The organism is Flavobacterium zepuense (assembly GCF_007097145.1).
In the GTDB taxonomy this organism is placed as follows: Bacteria; Bacteroidota; Bacteroidia; order Flavobacteriales; family Flavobacteriaceae; genus Flavobacterium; species Flavobacterium zepuense.
The window spans coordinates 156,448-174,170 of record NZ_VJVZ01000006.1 but is presented as its reverse complement, the minus strand read 5'-3'; the positions used below and the strand labels follow the sequence as shown (position 1 = coordinate 174,170).

General features: G+C 40.5%; 21 protein-coding genes. 14 read left to right on the top strand and 7 right to left on the bottom strand.

Annotated elements, in window-relative coordinates:
- Positions 1-12 precede the first annotated feature (12 nt).
- Positions 13-471: an Lrp/AsnC family transcriptional regulator gene (locus FMM05_RS11050; protein WP_143373440.1), complete on the bottom strand. Its 459-nt coding sequence runs from the start codon at positions 469-471 to the stop codon at positions 13-15.
- 162 nt (positions 472-633) lie between these two features.
- On the opposite strand from FMM05_RS11050, the gene FMM05_RS11045 reads away from it, so the two are divergent.
- From FMM05_RS11045 to FMM05_RS11025, 5 genes are all read left to right on the top strand, one after another.
- The gene (locus FMM05_RS11045; RefSeq protein WP_143373439.1) at positions 634-1,857 is read left to right on the top strand and encodes an aminotransferase class I/II-fold pyridoxal phosphate-dependent enzyme; all 1,224 of its coding nucleotides are present in this window, start codon (positions 634-636) and stop codon (positions 1,855-1,857) included.
- Positions 1,858-1,984: 127 nt separating this feature from the next.
- Positions 1,985-4,159: a S9 family peptidase gene (locus FMM05_RS11040; protein ID WP_143373438.1), complete on the top strand. Its 2,175-nt coding sequence runs from the start codon at positions 1,985-1,987 to the stop codon at positions 4,157-4,159.
- Between the two features lie 145 nt (positions 4,160-4,304).
- The gene (locus FMM05_RS11035) at positions 4,305-4,655 is read left to right on the top strand and encodes a PadR family transcriptional regulator (RefSeq protein ID WP_143373437.1); all 351 of its coding nucleotides are present in this window, start codon (positions 4,305-4,307) and stop codon (positions 4,653-4,655) included.
- A gap of 45 nt (positions 4,656-4,700) precedes the next feature.
- Entirely contained in the window at positions 4,701-6,167 is a 1,467-nt protein-coding gene (locus FMM05_RS11030) for a tetratricopeptide repeat protein (RefSeq protein WP_143373436.1), read from the top strand.
- 35 nt (positions 6,168-6,202) lie between these two features.
- A complete protein-coding gene (locus FMM05_RS11025) occupies positions 6,203-6,571 on the top strand; it encodes a hypothetical protein (protein ID WP_143373435.1) in 369 nt (122 codons plus the stop codon).
- Positions 6,572-6,586: 15 nt separating this feature from the next.
- Here the strand turns inward: FMM05_RS11025 and FMM05_RS11020 are convergent, their stop codons facing one another.
- The 3 genes from FMM05_RS11020 to FMM05_RS11010 all read right to left on the bottom strand — a co-directional run bounded on the left by FMM05_RS11020 (position 6,587) and on the right by FMM05_RS11010 (position 8,642).
- Positions 6,587-6,820 carry a hypothetical protein gene (locus FMM05_RS11020; RefSeq protein ID WP_143373434.1) on the bottom strand — a complete coding sequence of 78 codons (234 nt, stop codon included), beginning with the start codon at positions 6,818-6,820 and terminating at the stop codon, positions 6,587-6,589.
- 11 nt (positions 6,821-6,831) lie between these two features.
- The gene (locus tag FMM05_RS11015) at positions 6,832-8,022 is read right to left on the bottom strand and encodes a THUMP domain-containing class I SAM-dependent RNA methyltransferase (RefSeq protein WP_143373433.1); all 1,191 of its coding nucleotides are present in this window, start codon (positions 8,020-8,022) and stop codon (positions 6,832-6,834) included.
- A gap of 134 nt (positions 8,023-8,156) precedes the next feature.
- The gene (locus FMM05_RS11010) at positions 8,157-8,642 is read right to left on the bottom strand and encodes a hypothetical protein (RefSeq protein ID WP_143373432.1); all 486 of its coding nucleotides are present in this window, start codon (positions 8,640-8,642) and stop codon (positions 8,157-8,159) included.
- Between the two features lie 197 nt (positions 8,643-8,839).
- On the opposite strand from FMM05_RS11010, the gene FMM05_RS11005 reads away from it, so the two are divergent.
- Genes FMM05_RS11005 through FMM05_RS10970 form a run of 8 tightly spaced genes read left to right on the top strand, consistent with a single transcriptional unit; the run spans position 8,840 to position 14,587 of the window.
- Entirely contained in the window at positions 8,840-9,571 is a 732-nt protein-coding gene (locus FMM05_RS11005; protein ID WP_143373431.1) for an SAM-dependent methyltransferase, read from the top strand.
- A 1-nt stretch (position 9,572) separates the two neighbouring features.
- The gene (locus FMM05_RS11000) at positions 9,573-10,292 is read left to right on the top strand and encodes a ZIP family metal transporter (RefSeq protein WP_143373430.1); all 720 of its coding nucleotides are present in this window, start codon (positions 9,573-9,575) and stop codon (positions 10,290-10,292) included.
- Positions 10,293-10,313: 21 nt separating this feature from the next.
- Positions 10,314-11,129: an N-acetylmuramic acid 6-phosphate etherase gene (gene murQ / locus FMM05_RS10995; RefSeq protein WP_143373429.1), complete on the top strand. Its 816-nt coding sequence runs from the start codon at positions 10,314-10,316 to the stop codon at positions 11,127-11,129.
- Complete coding sequence (locus FMM05_RS10990; RefSeq protein WP_143373428.1) at positions 11,116-11,334, top strand: DUF6095 family protein; 219 nt, start codon at positions 11,116-11,118, stop codon at positions 11,332-11,334. Before murQ ends, FMM05_RS10990 begins: the two co-directional genes overlap by 14 nt.
- Positions 11,334-11,708, top strand: coding sequence for a DNA topoisomerase IV (locus FMM05_RS10985; RefSeq protein ID WP_185965563.1), 375 nt, complete (start codon positions 11,334-11,336; stop codon positions 11,706-11,708). The genes FMM05_RS10990 and FMM05_RS10985 overlap by 1 nt, the downstream gene beginning before the upstream one ends.
- A 10-nt stretch (positions 11,709-11,718) precedes the next feature.
- Complete coding sequence (locus FMM05_RS10980; protein WP_143373426.1) at positions 11,719-12,504, top strand: TerC family protein; 786 nt, start codon at positions 11,719-11,721, stop codon at positions 12,502-12,504.
- 13 nt (positions 12,505-12,517) lie between these two features.
- Positions 12,518-13,000, top strand: a complete 483-nt coding sequence (locus FMM05_RS10975; protein WP_143373425.1) for a hypothetical protein — start codon at positions 12,518-12,520, stop codon at positions 12,998-13,000.
- Between the two features lie 51 nt (positions 13,001-13,051).
- Entirely contained in the window at positions 13,052-14,587 is a 1,536-nt protein-coding gene (locus FMM05_RS10970) for a YifB family Mg chelatase-like AAA ATPase (protein ID WP_143373424.1), read from the top strand.
- Between the two features lie 289 nt (positions 14,588-14,876).
- On the opposite strand, the gene FMM05_RS10965 is transcribed toward FMM05_RS10970, so the two are convergent.
- Both FMM05_RS10965 and FMM05_RS10960 read right to left on the bottom strand, forming a co-directional pair.
- Positions 14,877-15,158, bottom strand: coding sequence for a hypothetical protein (locus FMM05_RS10965; protein ID WP_143373423.1), 282 nt, complete (start codon positions 15,156-15,158; stop codon positions 14,877-14,879).
- A gap of 5 nt (positions 15,159-15,163) precedes the next feature.
- Positions 15,164-15,832, bottom strand: coding sequence for a hypothetical protein (locus FMM05_RS10960; protein WP_143373422.1), 669 nt, complete (start codon positions 15,830-15,832; stop codon positions 15,164-15,166).
- Between the two features lie 228 nt (positions 15,833-16,060).
- Here FMM05_RS10960 and FMM05_RS10955 point away from each other — a divergent pair, with 228 nt between their 5' ends.
- Entirely contained in the window at positions 16,061-16,291 is a 231-nt protein-coding gene (locus FMM05_RS10955; protein ID WP_143373421.1) for a hypothetical protein, read from the top strand.
- Positions 16,292-16,757: 466 nt separating this feature from the next.
- Here FMM05_RS10955 and ypfJ read toward each other — a convergent pair whose 3' ends face one another.
- Complete coding sequence (ypfJ, locus tag FMM05_RS10950; RefSeq protein ID WP_143373420.1) at positions 16,758-17,615, bottom strand: KPN_02809 family neutral zinc metallopeptidase; 858 nt, start codon at positions 17,613-17,615, stop codon at positions 16,758-16,760.
- Positions 17,616-17,723 lie beyond the last annotated feature (108 nt).

Sequence of the window (17,723 nt, the reverse complement as noted above, 5' to 3'; positions counted from 1 at the left end):
GCTATTGCTTAATTACAGTACAATGATGTTGGTATTCTTAACCTCCCCTATCATAAAAGTACTGTGCGTACTGCCGATATGTTGCAGTGTAGTAAGCTTGGTAACCATAAATTCGCGGTACTCTTCCATATTTGCAACGTATATTTTAAGTATATAATCATAATCGCCGCTTACATGGTAGCACTCTAAAACCTCGTCGAGCTTAATAACCTCCCTTTCAAATTTAGTCAGGTACTCTTTTGTGTGCTGAATGAGTTTTAAATGGCAAAATACCACAAAGCCTTTGTTTACTTTGTTGCGATCTACCAATGCAACATATTTATTTATGATGCCCTCGCGTTCCAGTTTTTTTACACGCTCGTATACTGCAGTAACTGAGAGGTTCAGTTTTACCGAAAGTTCTTTGGTGGTCCGGGTGCTGTCTTCCTGCAAAAGTAAAAGCAGTTTTCTGTCGGTTATATCGGGTGTCATGTGATAAATTTTCTTTTATCGAAAAATTTTTGAGGTGATTTTAATTTTAAAATCTACCATAAGTCAAATTTATAGATTTAAAATCTTAATTAACGCATTATGATTGATTATTTATTTAACATATCGTCTATTTGATTTGTAATTAATCATTATAAAGACAGCATGAAAAATTTAAACCCTGCCGATAACATACAAGACCTGCAATATTTTGGCGAATTTGGAGGTGTAAACCCATCAATATCCGATTCGTCTACCTATACATTCCTTTCTGCTAAGACAATGTTCGATACGTTTGAGGGCAATGCCGAAGGCTGCTATTTGTATTCGCGCCATTCGTCGCCCAGCAATCTATACCTTAGCCAGGCACTTGCCGCTATGGAAGGTACCGAAGCTGCCAATGTAGCCGCATCGGGCATGGGGGCAATTACCACTACCCTACTGCAATTATGTAAAGCCGGAGATCATATAGTGTCAAGCAGAACCATCTACGGAGGCACGTATGCCTTTATGAAGAACTTTTTACCAAATCTTGGCATCAGCACTTCTTTTGTAGACAGCACCAAAATTGAAATTATTGAAGCTGCCATTACACCCAACACTAAAGTTTTGTATTGCGAAACCGTTAGCAACCCGCTTTTAGAGGTGACTGATATTGCCGCACTTTCTAAAATTGCGAAAAAACATAATTTAAAACTGGTAGTAGATAATACATTCTCTCCCCTGTCGGTTGCGCCGGCAAAATTAGGTGCTGATGTAGTAATTCACAGCCTTACTAAATACATTAACGGCAGCAGCGATACCGTGGGTGGAGTTACCTGTAGCACCCGCGAGTTTATAGATGCTACAAAAAACGTAAACAATGGCGCCTCTATGCTTTTAGGCCCAACTATGGACAGCCTGCGTGCAGCCAGCATCATGAAAAACCTGCGCACGCTGCACATACGTATGAAACAGCACAGTGCTAATGCTTTATACTTAGCAGAACGTTTTGAGCAGGACGGACTAAAAACGGTTTATCCTGGCCTTGCAAGCCACCCGAGCCACGAACTTTACAGAAACATGATAAACCCGGAGTATGGTTTTGGCGGAATGATGACACTTGATGTGGGTAGCCTTGATAAAGCAAATGAACTGATGGAATTAATGCAGCATCGCAACTTGGGTTACCTGGCGGTAAGCCTTGGTTTCTACAAGACATTGTTTAGTGCTCCGGGAACATCAACATCGAGCGAAATACCATTGGAAGAACAAAAAGCGATGGGGTTAACTGACGGACTGATACGTTTCTCTATAGGATTAGATAATGATATAGAACGCACCTACCAAATGATGAAAAGCTGCATGACAGAAATTGGAATTTTAGAAACTGCTACAGCTACCTTATAACTAACTCAATTTTGCTAAATCCGCTACAGTTATATGCTGCAGCGGATTTTTTTCTTACCTATATATTTAGGTAAAATCTCGGATTTGAGCACCAGAATATTTAAATTCGCCCTTTAAACTAACTACAATGAGAAAACTTTTATGGCTTTTTCTTTTAACAGGAGCAGCTGCAACGGCACAAAAAAACTTTACCATACAGGAGGCTACTTACGGGCAATATCAAAATTATGCTGTTAAGAGCTTAGTTGCACAACAATGGAGGCCGGACACACACACCGTTACTTATATTGATGCAACTTACGAAAATTTGGTTGCCCGAAACGAAGAAGGTAAATGGGCAGAAAGCACACTATTAAGTAAAGCCGATTTGGTAAGTGCCTTAAAAAGTAAATTGCCTAATGAAACGTTTAGTTTCAGGACTTTCCCGATGGGATATTCGTGGAGTGATATAAACACCCTGCAATTTGAAGCCGCCGGTACCAACAATACTTACATTGTACTTTTAAATGTTACCGATAAAACCGTTAAAAGTGCCGTTGCTATTGGCGCCGATGCTGCTAATCAGGTACTTTCATCTAATGGAACATCTGCTGCATGGCTTAAAGAAAATAACATTGTAATTACTAAAAACGGTAAAGATATTGCAGTAACCAATGATTCCGATAAAGGGATCGTAAACGGTAGCGACTATACTCACCGCCAGGAATTTGGGATTGATAAAGGTATGTGGTGGAGCCCCAACAGCGATAAACTTTTGTACTACCGCAAGGATGAAACCATGGTGGCTGATTTCCCGTTAGTGCAATGGAGTGAGCGCATTGCGGCAGCAAAAGATATTAAATACCCAATGGCGGGGATGAAAAGTGAAGAGGTTACCCTTGTAATATATGATGTTGCTAACAATAAAAAAGTTATCCTAAAAACCGATGGCCCTAAAGAGCAGTTTTTAACCTGCGTTACCTGGTCGCCGGATGGTAAGCAAATATATGTGGGTGTGCTTAACCGCGAGCAAAACCATTTAAAACTAAATAAATATGATGCTGCAACAGGTAACTTTATTAAAACCCTGTTTGAAGAAAAAGCCGCCACATATGTAGAGCCTTTGCATATACTTACCTTTGTGCCAGGCAATAATAACCAGTTTTTGTACCGTACCGAGAAAAACGGATATGAACAATTGTACCTTTATAACACTGATGGTAAAGAGCTTAAAAAGCTTGGTTATAAAGATGTAGTTGTAACCGAATTACTTGGTTTTGATACAGGTGCTAAAAATGTATTTTACATTGGCGCTGTCAATAACGGCCTGGACCGACAGTTGTACAAAACCGACCTGAAATCGGGTAAAACGGTGCAGGTAACTACAGCATCGGGCACGCATAGCGCTATAGTAAGTACTGATGGTTCTTTGGTGTTAGACAGCTTTAGCAATACTACTACGCCTAATGATGTGAGCATCGTAAACACTAAAACCAACAAAGCTACTACCCTTTTTAAGGCTGAAAATCCGTACACAAACAAAACCATATTGCCAAAAATGGAACTTGTTACTGTTACAAGTGCCGATGGTAAGACCCCGCTTAACGGTAGGCTTATTTACCCTGCAAATTTTGATGCTGCAAAAAAATACCCGGTAATGGTGTATGTATACGGTGGGCCGCATGCGCAGCTGGTTACCAATAAGTGGCTGGGTGGCGCAGGCCTTTTCGACTATTATATGGCACAACAGGGTTATGTGGTTTTTACAATTGATAACCGCGGTAGTGATGCCCGCGGCCGTGATTTTGAGCACGTAGTACACCGCAACCTGGGCGTTAACGAAATGGCCGACCAGATGCAGGGCGTGGCTTTCCTTAAAGGAAAATCGTTTGTAGATGCCAGTAAAATAGGTGTGTATGGCTGGAGTTTTGGTGGATTTATGACCACATCATTAATGCTGGATCAGGCCGATACCTTTAAAGTGGGTGTTGCGGGTGGCCCGGTATGCGACTGGAAATATTACGAAGTAATGTATGGCGAGCGTTATATGGATACACCTCAGGAAAATCCTGAAGGCTATGAGAGTACCAGCGTGATTAAAAAAGCGCCCAAGCTAAAAGGAAGGCTGCTTGTAATACACGGTGCCCAGGATAATGTAGTGGTACAGCAAAACAGTATGGAGTTTATAAATGCCTGTATTGCAAATGGCAAACAGGTAGATTACTTTTTGTACCCTACGCATGAGCACAACGTTCGCGGTAAAGACAGGGTGCACCTGAACCAAAAAATTGCTGATTATTTTGATACGTATCTAAAGAAGTAATATCAAATTAGTTTATAGATGAGAGGCTGCCATTTGGCAGCCATTTATCTTTATGCATCTTGCTGAAAATTATAAAATATTATATCTGAAGTTATAACTACTCTACATAAAAAATACATACATTTAATTAAAATGTATAATATCTATGTACAGTAAAGAACTTACTAAAGGAACGCTTCAGCCTATCATTTTAAAACTTCTGGGCGATAATGAAAAGTTATATGGCTATGAGCTTACTCAAAAGGTTAAAGCGTTAACCAATGGCAAAATCGATATATCTGAAGGTGCCCTTTACCCTATCCTGCACAAGCTTGAAGCGGCCGGAATACTGGAGACCGAAAATAAATACATAGGCAAACGCGTTAGAAAATATTACAGGGTTACAGAGCAGGGAAAAATAGCAGTACAGAAAGTAACCCACGAAATGCAGGATTTTATTGCAACGCTTTCACTCCTATTTAATAATGATGAGACAACAGTTTATTCTGAACAATAATAACGCTTTGTTTTTGTTTATATTTGAAATATCAATTTCCCGGTCATGAAAGTTACAGTTATACTCCCGGCACTGCTCCTTTGCTCTCTTTTGTGCTTTTCGCAGCAGCCGTTTAAGCGCAAAGTATTGGAGTATAAAACCCCCGAAACCAACTTTATACACTGTAACGACAGCCTTATGGCACTTGCCGACAACGCCCTTGCAGCTATAGATGAAAACAACAGTGCCAAAGCCGTACTGAGTAGTAAAGCGGTGTACGACAAAAACAAAACCTGCCCTGAAATATATGATGCCTACGGCTACAGCCTTTTTAGGAACGGCTTGTGGACGGATGGCGTTGCAGTTATTGAAGCCGGTGTTGAAAAATTTGGCCCTGAGCCCGGACTTGTAAAAAGACGGTCTGATATGAGTATAGAGATGGCGCAGCTTGGATTGGGAAGTAAGAGCATAGATGGGAGTTCGGTTTATAAGGCGGCTAAAAAGACTGAATATACCGAGGAGCAGTTTGTGGAAGAGAACTTTAAGTCGGCATTGGCTGATCTTGAATATCTTGATAGCCAGTACCATCGTATAGAAGACAGGTTTATTATTGCAAAAATACAGCAGGCACTGGGCAATTACGATAAGTCGAATGCGCTTTTTGAAACTATGACCGAGAGCGACAGCTATAGCATGGCTGCGTTGTTTAACCTTGCCGAAAATAATATCCGCCAGAAAAATTATGCGGATGCCGAGAAAAGGCTTTTAAAACTTGCTGACAGTATGCCTGATGAGCCGCAGGTTTATGAAAAGTTATCTGAATTATACGGCCTTACCGGCGATAAAAAAAAGAAAGCTACGCTGGAACGTAAAGGTAATTTTTATAAGTACGTACCGCCTTATACCGATTTAAAGTATAATGATGAAGATTATGACCTGATACTCTTTTTAGGTACGCCAAACCACACACCGAAAGAAAAAATAGCGAAGCTTAAGCAGATATACAAAACTAAAGACATAAACTACACTACCGATATTTGCCTGGTTATCTTAAATATACATGCCAATCATGGTAACGGGCTTGAAGAAGAAGCCACAGCAATCTTATCTAAGATAGGAAAACCTGCATTAGGCAAGGTGCATAAAATGTTTCAAACCAATGTTTCTACATGTACGATAACCAATTTAGCAGAGATCATGGCAACGGTTAAAGACGAAAGTTCATGGGAGCTGTTAACAGATTACTTACCTATTATAGCACAAATGCCAGCAACGCTTATACCACCGGCAGTTCCGGAAAAAGTAGTTAAATTTGACGCCGAGCGCGGGCCTAAAGAAATATTAAAGGTAGTTAAGCCGTTACTCACAAAGGTTGAGCCCACGGGTGATAACAACCCCATGATGCCGAACTTTGGTAGTTATGTTTATTATGCTCCGCTTAAGGATATAAACCATAAGAAACTACTTAAAATGGCACGCGAATTAAATTATAACGATACTGAAATAGCAAAACTGGAAGAGCAGTTAAAATAAGTATCTATAAAAATTAAAAAACCAATAATAACTAAATGGCTTACATAGTACTGGCAATTTTATTTGGAGGGCCTTTGCTCCTTTTCCTTAAAACACAACATGCGTTTAGCGGCTTTAACCTTGTAAAGTTCAGCAAGGCGTTAAACAGGGCGGCATACTTATATTTGGCTATATGCTTTATGTGTGCCTTTTTGATAGCCTATCTTGAAACGTATGTATACCTGGATAATAAAGGCACACTCTACACCGATATGCTTATGGATGCCGCCACAACCTATTTAGAACTGTGCTTTATAATAATCCTGCCGCTTATAATACTGCTGATGTTTATACGCCTTTTCTTTGGTAAAAAGCTCGTGAAAGCACCTGCCCAGCCGGAACCACAGAAAAAGAGAACGTCCTAAAAGAGGAGAAATAAACTATTTAATCTCTTTAACGCCTTTAATAAAAAGCCAGCGCATAAATATTTTTTCTTCGCCGTGAATTTTTGCTGCCTGAAATTTAGGTGCCAGTATTGTGGTAACAATAAAGGCGGTAATGGGTATCCACCAGCCCGTAAGGCCGGTAAAATTACCTATTACGAAGTATAGCAACAGGTAAATGGGTGCAAACCCAAGAAAATTATATAAAATTGCTTTTGTAGACTTATTCATTTTTAAAAAACTTAGTAATTATCCGGGTATTTATCAGGATCTCCCTCTCCGGTTTGAAATTTGGTACGCTTGCTGCCTTCATACATTTCATATTTAACCAAACGCGCCTCCAGCTTACCGTTAAACAGCTTAATTTTTCGCGACGGCTTTAAGCCCACATATTTAAGCGCATCAAGGTTGGCGGTTATAAACCATGCGTTTGTACCGGGATAGCCCTGTTTAAGGGTATCGCCTATTTCGCGGTAAAAACGCTCAAGGTCTACATCCAGCCTTTCGCCGTATGGTGGGTTAAATACCATGTGCAGTGGCCCACGGGTTTCTTTCTCGGTAGTAAAAAAATCTTCCTGCTGTATGGTTACATACTCATCCAGGTTGGCATTTTTAATGTTATCCTTAGCCTTCATAACTGCCGATGGTGCCTTATCATATCCTTTAATGGTGTAATGAAACTCACGCACTTTTTTAAGCAGCGCATCCATAATAGTATCAAACAGGTCGTTATCCCAGTCGTTCCATTTCTCAAAAGCGAACTCTTTACGGTTAAGGTTGGCAGGTATGTTGCAGGCAATCATGGCAGCTTCGGCCACAATAGTACCACTACCGCACATAGGATCAAGAAAATCGCCCTGGCCATCCCATCCGCTAAGCAATAACATTCCTGCAGCAAGCACTTCGTTAATAGGTGCTATATTAGTAGCTGTTTTATAACCGCGCTGGTGCAGTGAGTTACCAGATGTATCTAACGCTACAGATACCTGGTCGTCATAAATATGTATGTTTACCCTTAAATCCGGGTAGTCTTTATCTACATCAGGGCGTTTGCCGTAGCGGTCCCTAAACTGGTCTACAATAGCATCTTTGGTTTTAAGCGCCACAAACTGCGAGTGGTTAAAATAATCAGAATGCAGCGTAACATCAACCACAAAACTCTGGTTGGCATTAAGGTATTGCGCCCAGTCTATAGCCTGTACACCTTTATAAAGAGCATTATCGTTAGCAGCCCTAAAGCCGTTAATGGGTTTAAGTATTTTAAGGGCAGTACGCAATGCAAGGTTAGCCTTATACATAAAGCCCTTGTCGCCTTTAAAGCTTACCATCCTTACACCCTGTTCAACATCCTGTGCGCCCAGCATTTGCAGCTCTTTGGCCAGTATTTCTTCAAAACCAAAAAAGGTTTTGGCAATCATTTTAAAATTCTCCATTAATACTGTATTGTATTTTTACCTGTTTAAAAGGCTGTGCAAAGATACAATTTTACGGCAGTATGCATTTTTAAATCATAAAAAAAGCCCGCTTGCATAATGCAGGCAGGCTTTTGTGTAAAACAAGATGTTTTTTATTCGTAGTAATGCGTGTGAATGGTATCAGTGTGCAGGATTTCTTTTGCTTTGGCAATTTCTTCCTCGTCGCCACCTACAACCAGCACAAATTTTCCGGCTTCAATATGGTCTTTAATATTTTCTATATGATCGTCTTTAGTAAAATATTTAGCTAAAAGCGACACAAACCCGCCTGATATTAACCCTGTTTCGGCGCCTGCAAAAGCACCTACAAGTGCGCCTGCACCATATAGTACCCCTATACCCGGTATAGCAAAAAGCCCAATACCCGTAAGCAAACCTACAACTGTACCTGCACCTATGCCCACGTAAGCAGGAACGTTAGTGGCTTTATCAGTTTCATCAAGGTGAAGGTTATCCTCATCTACGCCTGCACGGCCTATGATGGATACATCATCCAATGAAAAACCGCTTTCGTTTAATTTTTTAAGTGCATCAACCGCTTCCTTGTGCGAATTGAATATTGCCACTTGCTGCTCCATAATGTTTATTTTAAGTGTTATGTATAAATGCTTATTGATAAAAAATGCAACGCTAAAGTTACTGATAATATTGATATTTTATACCTAACGAGTAGTTAATTTGCGAAAAAACTTACATGCACTAAACTATAATTTTACCTTCATTCTGCCGTGTGTTTGCCTTTAAAAAACTAAATTTGCAGGTACATTTAATAACTATGCAAGAAGAAACAAATAACTGGTTTGCATCCTGGTTTGACACGCCCTATTACCACATACTGTATAAGGATCGTGATTATGAGGAAGCCCAGCTTTTTATGGATAACCTGACCAATTATCTAAACCTGTCCGAAGATGCTAAAATATTAGACCTTGCCTGTGGCAAAGGACGCCATTCCATCTACTTAAACCAGCTTGGCTACGATGTTACGGGAGCCGACCTATCTGAAAACAGTATTACCGCAGCCTCTAAACATGCTAACGATACCCTGCATTTTGAAGTGCACGATATGCGTGAGCCTTTTGAGCAAAAATTTGATGCCATATTTAACCTGTTTACCAGCTTTGGTTATTTTGAACAGGATTCTGATAATATTGTTACCCTTAAAGCCATTTGCGAAAGCCTAAGTGAATACGGTTTTGGAGTAATTGACTTTATGAATGTAAAGCATACTATAGATAACCTTGTGCCTAAAGAGGTTAAGACAGTTGATGGCATAGAGTTTCACATAAAACGTTTTTACATAGACAACCATATTATCAAAGAAATCGACTTTGAGGATAAAGGTGAAAAATACCATTTTGTAGAAAAAGTAAAAGCACTTACCCTTGAAGATTTTGAGGCAATGATGGAGGAAGCAGGCATTTACTTACTGGATACCTTTGGCGATTATAAATTGCGTAAATTCTATAAAAATGAGTCGCCGCGCTTAATCATGATCTTTAAATAAAATGATATATTTAATACCCTTACTATCGGTTCTTTTAGGCTACGTTATGGCTTTGGTATTAAAGCCCAGCAACAAAAAGAATCTTAAATTATTACTTGCATTCAGTGGTTCCTTTCTGCTATCCCTCACAGTATTACATTTATTGCCCGAAGTTTATATGGGTGGCCATGAGCATGAGGGCGCAGGCCACGAAGGGCACGAACATGGCGAGAATTCTATTATAGGGATCTTTATCATGGCGGGTATTATCTTCCAGATAATACTCGAATACTTTTCTAAAGGTGCTGAGCATGGCCACGTGCACGCTCACGGCCATGAACATGAAAATTCTATGCCTTGGCTGTTGTTTATAAGCCTTTGCATACACGCACTCTTAGAGGGTATGCCGGTAAGCCAGCATCATGATATGGCATGGGGTATTGCCATACACCACTTCCCTATTGCCATAATACTTACGGCGTTCTTTATCAATTCAGGCCTTAATAAAACGGCTATCATGCTGTTTATGGTTGCCTTTGCTGCCATGACACCTTTGGGCACGTTGCTTTCAGGCCAGTTGGAGTGTGTTGCCCATTACCATACGCAAATATCTGCGGTTGTGGTAGGTATACTTTTTCACATATCATCTACCATTATATTTGAGAGTGGCGAAGACCATAAATTTAACCTGGCCAAGCTACTGGTAATTATACTGGGGGTTATAATGGCCTATTTTTTATAACTTTACATAAAAGCAGCATACATGTCGTTTACTAAAACTACCGAGCAGTCATCGCGTTACGAGCATCTTGAAAAGATGTCAGTAACTGATTTGCTTCAAAATATAAACAACGAAGACAAAACAGTCCCATTTGCTATAGAAAGGGCGCTATCGCAGATAGAAAGCCTTGTAAACGTAGTGGTTGACAGGCTTAAAGACGGTGGCCGCCTGTTTTACATTGGCGCGGGTACCAGTGGGCGTTTAGGCGTTGTAGATGCTTCAGAGTGCCCCCCTACCTTTGGTGTGCCGTTTGATCTTGTTGTTGGGCTTATAGCCGGTGGCGATACCGCCATTCGCCGTGCTGTAGAGTTTGCTGAAGACGACCGCGAACAGGCCTGGAAAGACCTGTCTGACTATAATATTAACGATAAAGACGTGGTGGTAGGCATAGCGGCATCGGGTACTACCCCTTATGTTATAGGCGGTTTAGAACAATGCAACGCTAACGGAATTGCTACGGGCTGTATTACCTGCAACCAGGGGAGTCCGCTTGCTGTAACGGCGCAATACCCCATTGAAGTGGTTGTAGGCCCCGAGTTTGTAACCGGCAGCTCTCGCATGAAAGCCGGTACAGCCCAAAAGCTGGTACTCAACATGATATCTACCGCTGCCATGATACAGCTTGGGCACATTAAAGGCAACAAAATGGTAGATATGCAGCTAAGCAACCACAAGCTTGTAGGCCGTGGTGTGCAAATGATTGTAGATGAGCTTAATATACCTCAGGAAGAAGCTGCTGCCCTTTTAGAAGAACATAAAAACGTACGTAAAGCCATAGAAGCTTATGCCAACCGATAAGAAAATTTTAATGAAGGGGCTTAAATACCTTAGCGGTGCCCTGCCCCTGTTTTTTATAGGTCCAATTGTTATCAATAGTTCATTTAAAAACCAGGGCCACCCGGCTTTTATACCGGTACTTGGCGGTGGCATTATATTTTGCCTTGCAGCGATAGCGCTTGTTTTCCTTGGACTTAGAACGATAATGAAAAGCTTAACCGACTGATGAAAAAACTACTATACCTTATATTTCCGGCTTTGTTACTTACATCATGCTATGAGCAGGAACGCAAATGTGCCGATTTTAAGACCGGGAGATTCCGTTTTGAAACACTTATTGAAGGCAAAAAACAGGTAACTGAGCTTACCCGCACCGATAGCCTGCAAACCGAAACCTATGATGGTAAAACCACTACGGCATCAGTACGCTGGCTTAACGACTGCGAATTTGTTTTGCAAAACCTCGACCCAAAAACAACTGCCGAGAAAGAGGCTTTCCATATGAAGATCCTTACCACTAAAGGTAACACCGCTACTATAGAATACTCTATCGTGGGCGATACGCACAAGCAACAAGGTACTGTAACTAAACTTAACTAATTATAACACAATGGATTTCAGCTTCCTGTCTAACCCCGATGCCTGGATTGCCTTACTTACCCTTACCTTTTTAGAGATAGTACTGGGTATAGATAACATCATTTTTATCTCAATCGTCACGGGCAAACTCCCTGAAGCCGACAGGAAAAAAGCTACCCGCGTGGGCTTGTTTCTGGCTATGTTTTTAAGGATAGGCTTACTGTTTGGTATTACCTTGTTAACCAGGATGAAAAAACCTTTCTTTACTATAGACTGGGGCTGGTTTAGTGCTGCGTTTACCGGCCAGGCATTAATACTTTTTGCCGGTGGGCTGTTCCTTATCTACAAGAGTACGAAAGAAATACACGAAAAAGTTGACACCAAAGGCGAACATGAAGACAACCTTAACATCAAAGCTAATAAATCTTTTGCGGGTACCATTGCCCAGATCTTATTAATAGACCTTATATTCTCTATAGACTCTATACTTACTGCTGTGGGTATGACCAACGGGCTCGAAGGTGCGTTATATGTAATGATAACCGCAGTGGTGATTTCCGTTGGTATTATGATGTTGTTTGCCGTGCCAGTAGGCAATTTTGTAAATGCCAACCCATCCATACAAATACTGGGTCTTGCGTTTCTTATCCTTATCGGCTTTATGCTGATAACTGAGAGTATGCATCTGTCAAATGCGCAACTTGCCGGGCAGCACGTGGGAGAAGTTCCTAAAGGATATCTCTACTTTGCAATCGCGTTTTCGCTTGGCGTGGAGTTTCTTAATATGAAAATGCGCAAGGCTAAGAAAGTAAATTAAAAACGTAACGAACATGAAAACAACGCTACTCCTTTTACTCTCGACTTTTTCCTCAGCGATTTTTGCCCAGCAGGTTATCCACATTACACCACAGCAATTAATGGATAATATAAGGAAAACAGAGGGTAAATCTACCGTAATCCAATTCTGGAACCCTAACTGTAAAGAGGTGTCTGAAATTGTTACCGAATACAAAGCCGCTGAGGAAGGCTACTCTAAAACTACCGACTTTTATTTTATAGCCATTACCAGCAAAGATGAGCTGATCGTAAAAGCTATAGCCGAGAACAATTACAAATACAACCTTTATGTTGTAGATGCAAGTGTGCAACCTGACCTGTACGAACGCCGCCAAACCTTTTGCAAACAGTTGTCTAAGCTACTCAAAATAAAAGAAGCTGATTTTTTATCCCTCTGCCTTGATAAAAACGATAAGGTTACTTATACCGGTGATGCGGCTTATAGTGATATTAAGAAAGTTATACCTACAAAATAATTTACGCTAATGCGATAAATTTTAGTATTTTCGACTCCTTAAAATTACTATATGCTGATTAAAGTTTTCGGGAGCGCCGTGTTTGGCGTAGAGGCCACTACCATTACTGTAGAAGTTAATATTGATAAGGGCGTGGGCTACCACCTTGTGGGCCTGCCCGACAGCGCTATAAAAGAAAGCAGCTACCGTATTGCGGCCGCGCTTAAAAACAATGGCTACCAGCTTCCCGGAAAAAAAATTACCATTAACATGGCGCCTGCCGATTTGCGTAAAGAAGGTGCCGCTTACGACCTTACCCTTGCCATGGGCATCCTTGTGGCTTCGGGGCAAATTAAGGCCGACGAGGTTGACAAGTATATCATTATGGGTGAACTGTCTTTAGATGGCAGCCTGCAACCCATAAAAGGCGTATTGCCTATCGCCATTAAGGCAAAGGAAGAAGGCTTTAAAGGGTTCTTTTTACCAAAGGAAAACGTTAAGGAAGCTGCTATTGTGGCCGGGCTTGACTGCTACGGCTTGGAAAATGTAAAGGAAATAATTGATTTTTTTGAAGGCCGCAGTACGCTGGAACCTACCATAATAAACACCCGCGAGGAGTTTTATAAAACACTTGATTTCCCGGAATTTGACTTTAGCGACGTAAAAGGCCAAGAGTCGATTAAGCGCTGTATGGAAATTGCAGCGGCAGGTGGGCACAACATTATATTAATAGGCCCACCCGGTGCCGGTAAAACCATGCTGGCCAAGCGTTTGCCAAGCATACTGCCGCCCATGACACTGCGCGAGGCATTAGAAACCACCAAAATACACAGTGTTGGCGGCAAGTTAAAGAACGTAGGGCTAATGAACCAAAGGCCATTTAGGAGTCCGCACCACACTATCAGCAATGTAGCACTTGTAGGCGGTGGCAGCTATCCGCAGCCCGGCGAAATAAGCATGGCACATAACGGCGTTTTATTTTTAGATGAGTTGCCGGAGTTTAAACGCGATGTACTGGAGGTTATGCGCCAACCGCTGGAAGACCGCGAGGTTACTATTAGCCGTGCTAAATTCACTATTACGTATCCATCGAGCTTTATGCTTGTGGCGAGTATGAACCCAAGCCCCGGCGGTTATTTTAACGACCCTGATGCGCCGGTTAGCTCGTCGCCGCACGAAATGCAACGTTATTTAAGTAAGATATCGGGTCCGCTACTGGACCGTATCGACATACATATTGAGGTTACGCCTGTACCTTTTGAGAAGCTTTCGGATAATCGAAAAGCCGAAAGCAGCGTTGAGATCCGCGAACGCGTTACCCATGCCCGCGAGATACAAACCGCCCGTTTTGAGCAGTTTGACAACGTGCATTACAACGCCCAGATGAGCAGCAAGCAAATACGTGAATACTGCCAGTTGGACGAAGCTTCGCTCTTATTGCTTAAAACTGCTATGGAACGCCTTAATCTTTCGGCGCGTGCGTATGACCGTATCCTGAAAGTGAGCCGCACTATTGCCGACCTTGATGCGTCTGATAACGTAGGGCCGCAGCACATTAGCGAAGCCATACAATATAGAAGCCTTGACAGGGAAGGATGGTTGGGGTAGCCATTTCAGATAGTAGATTTAAGATTGAGTTCCAGCGGGGTGGAATATTTATTGCAAAAATTTCTGTCAACGTAAGACAGTTCTTCAAACGAGATAGTTTTTTGAAAAGCAGGGTTACGTGCAATGAAATACCATTGCTAAGCGACACAAGGAAAGCTGTAGAAAGAAAAGCTGTAGAAAGAAATAAAATAATTGGGTGAAAATTTGTTTCAATTACCTCCCTTTTACCTTAAAACAAAATGCCCTTATCTTTTCGATAAGGGCATCATATTTTACTTCTTTAAACAGATTATAAACTCTTAAATTCTTGTACGATAAAATAAATTATTGTACCAACAATAAATATAATAGATATTCCTTGTTTTTTAAATTCGAATTGACCCTGTTGTTTATCTTTTTTTATTTTTAGAACTACTAACGCTGACAATGCCAACAACACTAATATGTAAAAAGATACATTATAAACTTCTGGAATATTATCCCATTTTCGTCGTAACAAAAACGCTGCTGAAGTGATTCCAACAATTGCAAAACTTATTAATTTTATTCTATTTTTTTGTAATGTTGCCATAAAAATTATTTGATGCATGCCGCGTAATCACCCAAACATTGTTCGTTTAATGAGTCTCCCAAATATAATGCTGCTCCGTGACAAATAATACCACCAACTACTGAAAGGTCAGCCATCAAACAAGCAACATGGGCAGATGCCATCCAGGCACTAGCAGCTCTTCTACAGCCGCGCAATTGTTGTGCGCAACCTCCGTTTGTTGTAATCGGAATATGGTTATCCAAGGTAATCTCAATTACTTCAATACGCTCTTCATTTGTCAATTGAGATTGAAAGCCATAGTTTTTTTCAAGATTTGCAACCCTTAAAGCTTGAGTATTTAAATATGTGGTGTATTGACTAAATGAATTTAATCCCAGTGCTTTAGTGATGTCAATCTCTTGTTGTGGAGTTATTTTTCCAGTGCTTTTTATAGTATTGTAAATCTGGTTGTAAGCCTTATGGTCTAAAATTTTCTCATTAAAATCATACGTTTCTGTAACGAAATTGTTAAAGTCTTTATCTTTTAAAATCTGGTCACGTGTAGTGCTGCTCATTTTGGCAGTCATTGAAACATTGTCAGTAGAAACATTTGAAGAAGTAGAAGTAGTCATAATCTCATCGTTGTCGCTACAACTTACAAATGATGCTAACAATGTTACCAAAATACCAAACTTAAGAATCTGTTTTTTCATAAAAAAAATGGTTAAAATTTATTGTAAATAATTTTTTATTTGTTGTGGCGCAAATGTAATGAACTTAAAATAGACTTAATTACGGATTTTCCGCAATTAACATTTTGGGTATTTTGTGATATTATATTTATAATCTCAATTATCTTCATTGCCCATCTCATCAAAATTGCGTACCTTTAAGTTACCATTATATTCCCGCATTAGGGATCTATTAAAATATTATAAGCCATGTTATATACTGAATTAAAAGAACTTTTTAATGCTATGCCTCAAATGGTTAAAGATAAATTGCAACCCGTAATGGACGATCTTTTAGAGCGTGCTCAGGAACACGATCAGCACGCTTCATCCGATCCTGATTACTACGAAGAGGAGCGCGAACTCATTATGAAAGAAGTTCATAAAGTAAAATACCTTAATGACCAGTGGCAATTAATGAATGCCCAGAAGAATAATTAATCCAATTTTTTAATGTGATAATTGTTTAATGTAGCAATTTTAATCAGAGTAATTAAATCAGTTCATCCGCGTTCCATTTTTTAAATCAGGTTTGAGTGAAATCTTAAATCTGCATTCCTAAATCTTAAAATCATTTCTCTTTCCCCGCTGCAAAGTTACAACAGCTTTTAACATACAGTACTGAACCCGTTCTTGCAGTAAAGTAAAAATTGAATTTTCATTGAGGCCTAAATACTCAATATTAAGATCTAAATTCCCCTATGCTAAATTGATATAGCCTTACTTTCATTAAATTTTACGTTTTATCGTAAAACAATATCATTTGTCGCGAATCCAAAATCCGAAAGTGAAATATCAAAATGTAATCGACTGTTTTTCAAGATTAATCTGATATCGACTTCACTCAAAAGCGAAATACAAAAAAAGGTGTAAAATTTATATACATCAGGGATAATTCTGTAAGAAATTATTTAATTTCTGCAAAGGTATCGCCCTGGTTCATGTCGCCTGTTTCAAACCCTTTTTTAAACCAATACATACGCTGTTGCGATGTACCGTGCGTAAAAGAGTCGGGCACTACATGGCCCTGAGAGCGTTTTTGTATGGCATCATCGCCCACTGCATTGGCAGCGCTAAGTGCCTCATCTATATCGCCTTCCTCCAGTATTTTGTTCATTTCCTGATCGTAATGCGCCCAAACCCCGGCATAAAAGTCGGCTTGCAGCTCCAGGGCAACACTAAGTTTATTAGCACCGGCCTCATTGGTTTGCTGCTGCATCTGGCGCACTTTATCCGATGTTCCCAATAGCGTTTGCACGTGGTGGCCTATCTCATGTGCTATAACATAAGCAATGGCAAAGTCGCCGCCCTTGGCGCCGTAGCGCGATTGCAGTTCATCAAAAAAAGCCAAGTCCATGTACACCTTCTTATCCAATGGGCAATAGAAAGGCCCTGATGCTGAAGAAGCTCCGCCACAGGCAGTTTGCACAGCATCCCTAAAAAGCACCAGTTTAGGCTCTTGGTAGGTATCGCCCATTTCGGTAAACACCTTAGCCCAAACGTCCTCGGTATCAACCAGTACTGCATTAACAAACTGGCCCATTTCTTTATCGCGATCACTTAGTTCTACGGGTGTTTGCTGGCCTTGTTCGGCTTGCAACTGCTCTTGTATCGTGTTCATAACGCCGCTGTTATTGCCGCCCATAAACATATTGATTAGCAGTATAATAACACCTATTACACCACCGCCTACAGCCACCTGCCCACCCGATACACCACGGCGGTCATCAAGGTTATCGCTTTGTCTTCTGCCTCCCCATTTCATAGTTGTAAATTTTAGTTGGATGAAATTAATGAATATTATTGTGAACTGTTAAATTTTATAATCAATTTGGGAATATTATAGTAATTGATATGAATATGTTGGCTAAAT

Excerpts from the sequence above, each read along its gene's own strand:
- FMM05_RS11050 (WP_143373440.1), bottom strand. The coding sequence starts at position 471 with ATGACACCCGATATAACCGACAGAAAACTGCTTTTACTTTTGCAGGAA.
- FMM05_RS11045 (WP_143373439.1), top strand. The coding sequence starts at position 634 with ATGAAAAATTTAAACCCTGCCGATAACATACAAGACCTGCAATATTTT.
- FMM05_RS11040 (WP_143373438.1), top strand. The coding sequence starts at position 1,985 with ATGAGAAAACTTTTATGGCTTTTTCTTTTAACAGGAGCAGCTGCAACG.
- FMM05_RS11035 (WP_143373437.1), top strand. The coding sequence starts at position 4,305 with ATGTACAGTAAAGAACTTACTAAAGGAACGCTTCAGCCTATCATTTTA.
- FMM05_RS11030 (WP_143373436.1), top strand. The coding sequence starts at position 4,701 with ATGAAAGTTACAGTTATACTCCCGGCACTGCTCCTTTGCTCTCTTTTG.
- FMM05_RS11025 (WP_143373435.1), top strand. The coding sequence starts at position 6,203 with ATGGCTTACATAGTACTGGCAATTTTATTTGGAGGGCCTTTGCTCCTT.
- FMM05_RS11020 (WP_143373434.1), bottom strand. The coding sequence starts at position 6,820 with ATGAATAAGTCTACAAAAGCAATTTTATATAATTTTCTTGGGTTTGCA.
- FMM05_RS11015 (WP_143373433.1), bottom strand. The coding sequence starts at position 8,022 with ATGGAGAATTTTAAAATGATTGCCAAAACCTTTTTTGGTTTTGAAGAA.
- FMM05_RS11010 (WP_143373432.1), bottom strand. The coding sequence starts at position 8,642 with ATGGAGCAGCAAGTGGCAATATTCAATTCGCACAAGGAAGCGGTTGAT.
- FMM05_RS11005 (WP_143373431.1), top strand. The coding sequence starts at position 8,840 with ATGCAAGAAGAAACAAATAACTGGTTTGCATCCTGGTTTGACACGCCC.
- FMM05_RS11000 (WP_143373430.1), top strand. The coding sequence starts at position 9,573 with ATGATATATTTAATACCCTTACTATCGGTTCTTTTAGGCTACGTTATG.
- murQ (WP_143373429.1), top strand. The coding sequence starts at position 10,314 with ATGTCGTTTACTAAAACTACCGAGCAGTCATCGCGTTACGAGCATCTT.
- FMM05_RS10990 (WP_143373428.1), top strand. The coding sequence starts at position 11,116 with ATGCCAACCGATAAGAAAATTTTAATGAAGGGGCTTAAATACCTTAGC.
- FMM05_RS10985 (WP_185965563.1), top strand. The coding sequence starts at position 11,334 with ATGAAAAAACTACTATACCTTATATTTCCGGCTTTGTTACTTACATCA.
- FMM05_RS10980 (WP_143373426.1), top strand. The coding sequence starts at position 11,719 with ATGGATTTCAGCTTCCTGTCTAACCCCGATGCCTGGATTGCCTTACTT.
- FMM05_RS10975 (WP_143373425.1), top strand. The coding sequence starts at position 12,518 with ATGAAAACAACGCTACTCCTTTTACTCTCGACTTTTTCCTCAGCGATT.
- FMM05_RS10970 (WP_143373424.1), top strand. The coding sequence starts at position 13,052 with ATGCTGATTAAAGTTTTCGGGAGCGCCGTGTTTGGCGTAGAGGCCACT.
- FMM05_RS10965 (WP_143373423.1), bottom strand. The coding sequence starts at position 15,158 with ATGGCAACATTACAAAAAAATAGAATAAAATTAATAAGTTTTGCAATT.
- FMM05_RS10960 (WP_143373422.1), bottom strand. The coding sequence starts at position 15,832 with ATGAAAAAACAGATTCTTAAGTTTGGTATTTTGGTAACATTGTTAGCA.
- FMM05_RS10955 (WP_143373421.1), top strand. The coding sequence starts at position 16,061 with ATGTTATATACTGAATTAAAAGAACTTTTTAATGCTATGCCTCAAATG.
- ypfJ (WP_143373420.1), bottom strand. The coding sequence starts at position 17,615 with ATGAAATGGGGAGGCAGAAGACAAAGCGATAACCTTGATGACCGCCGT.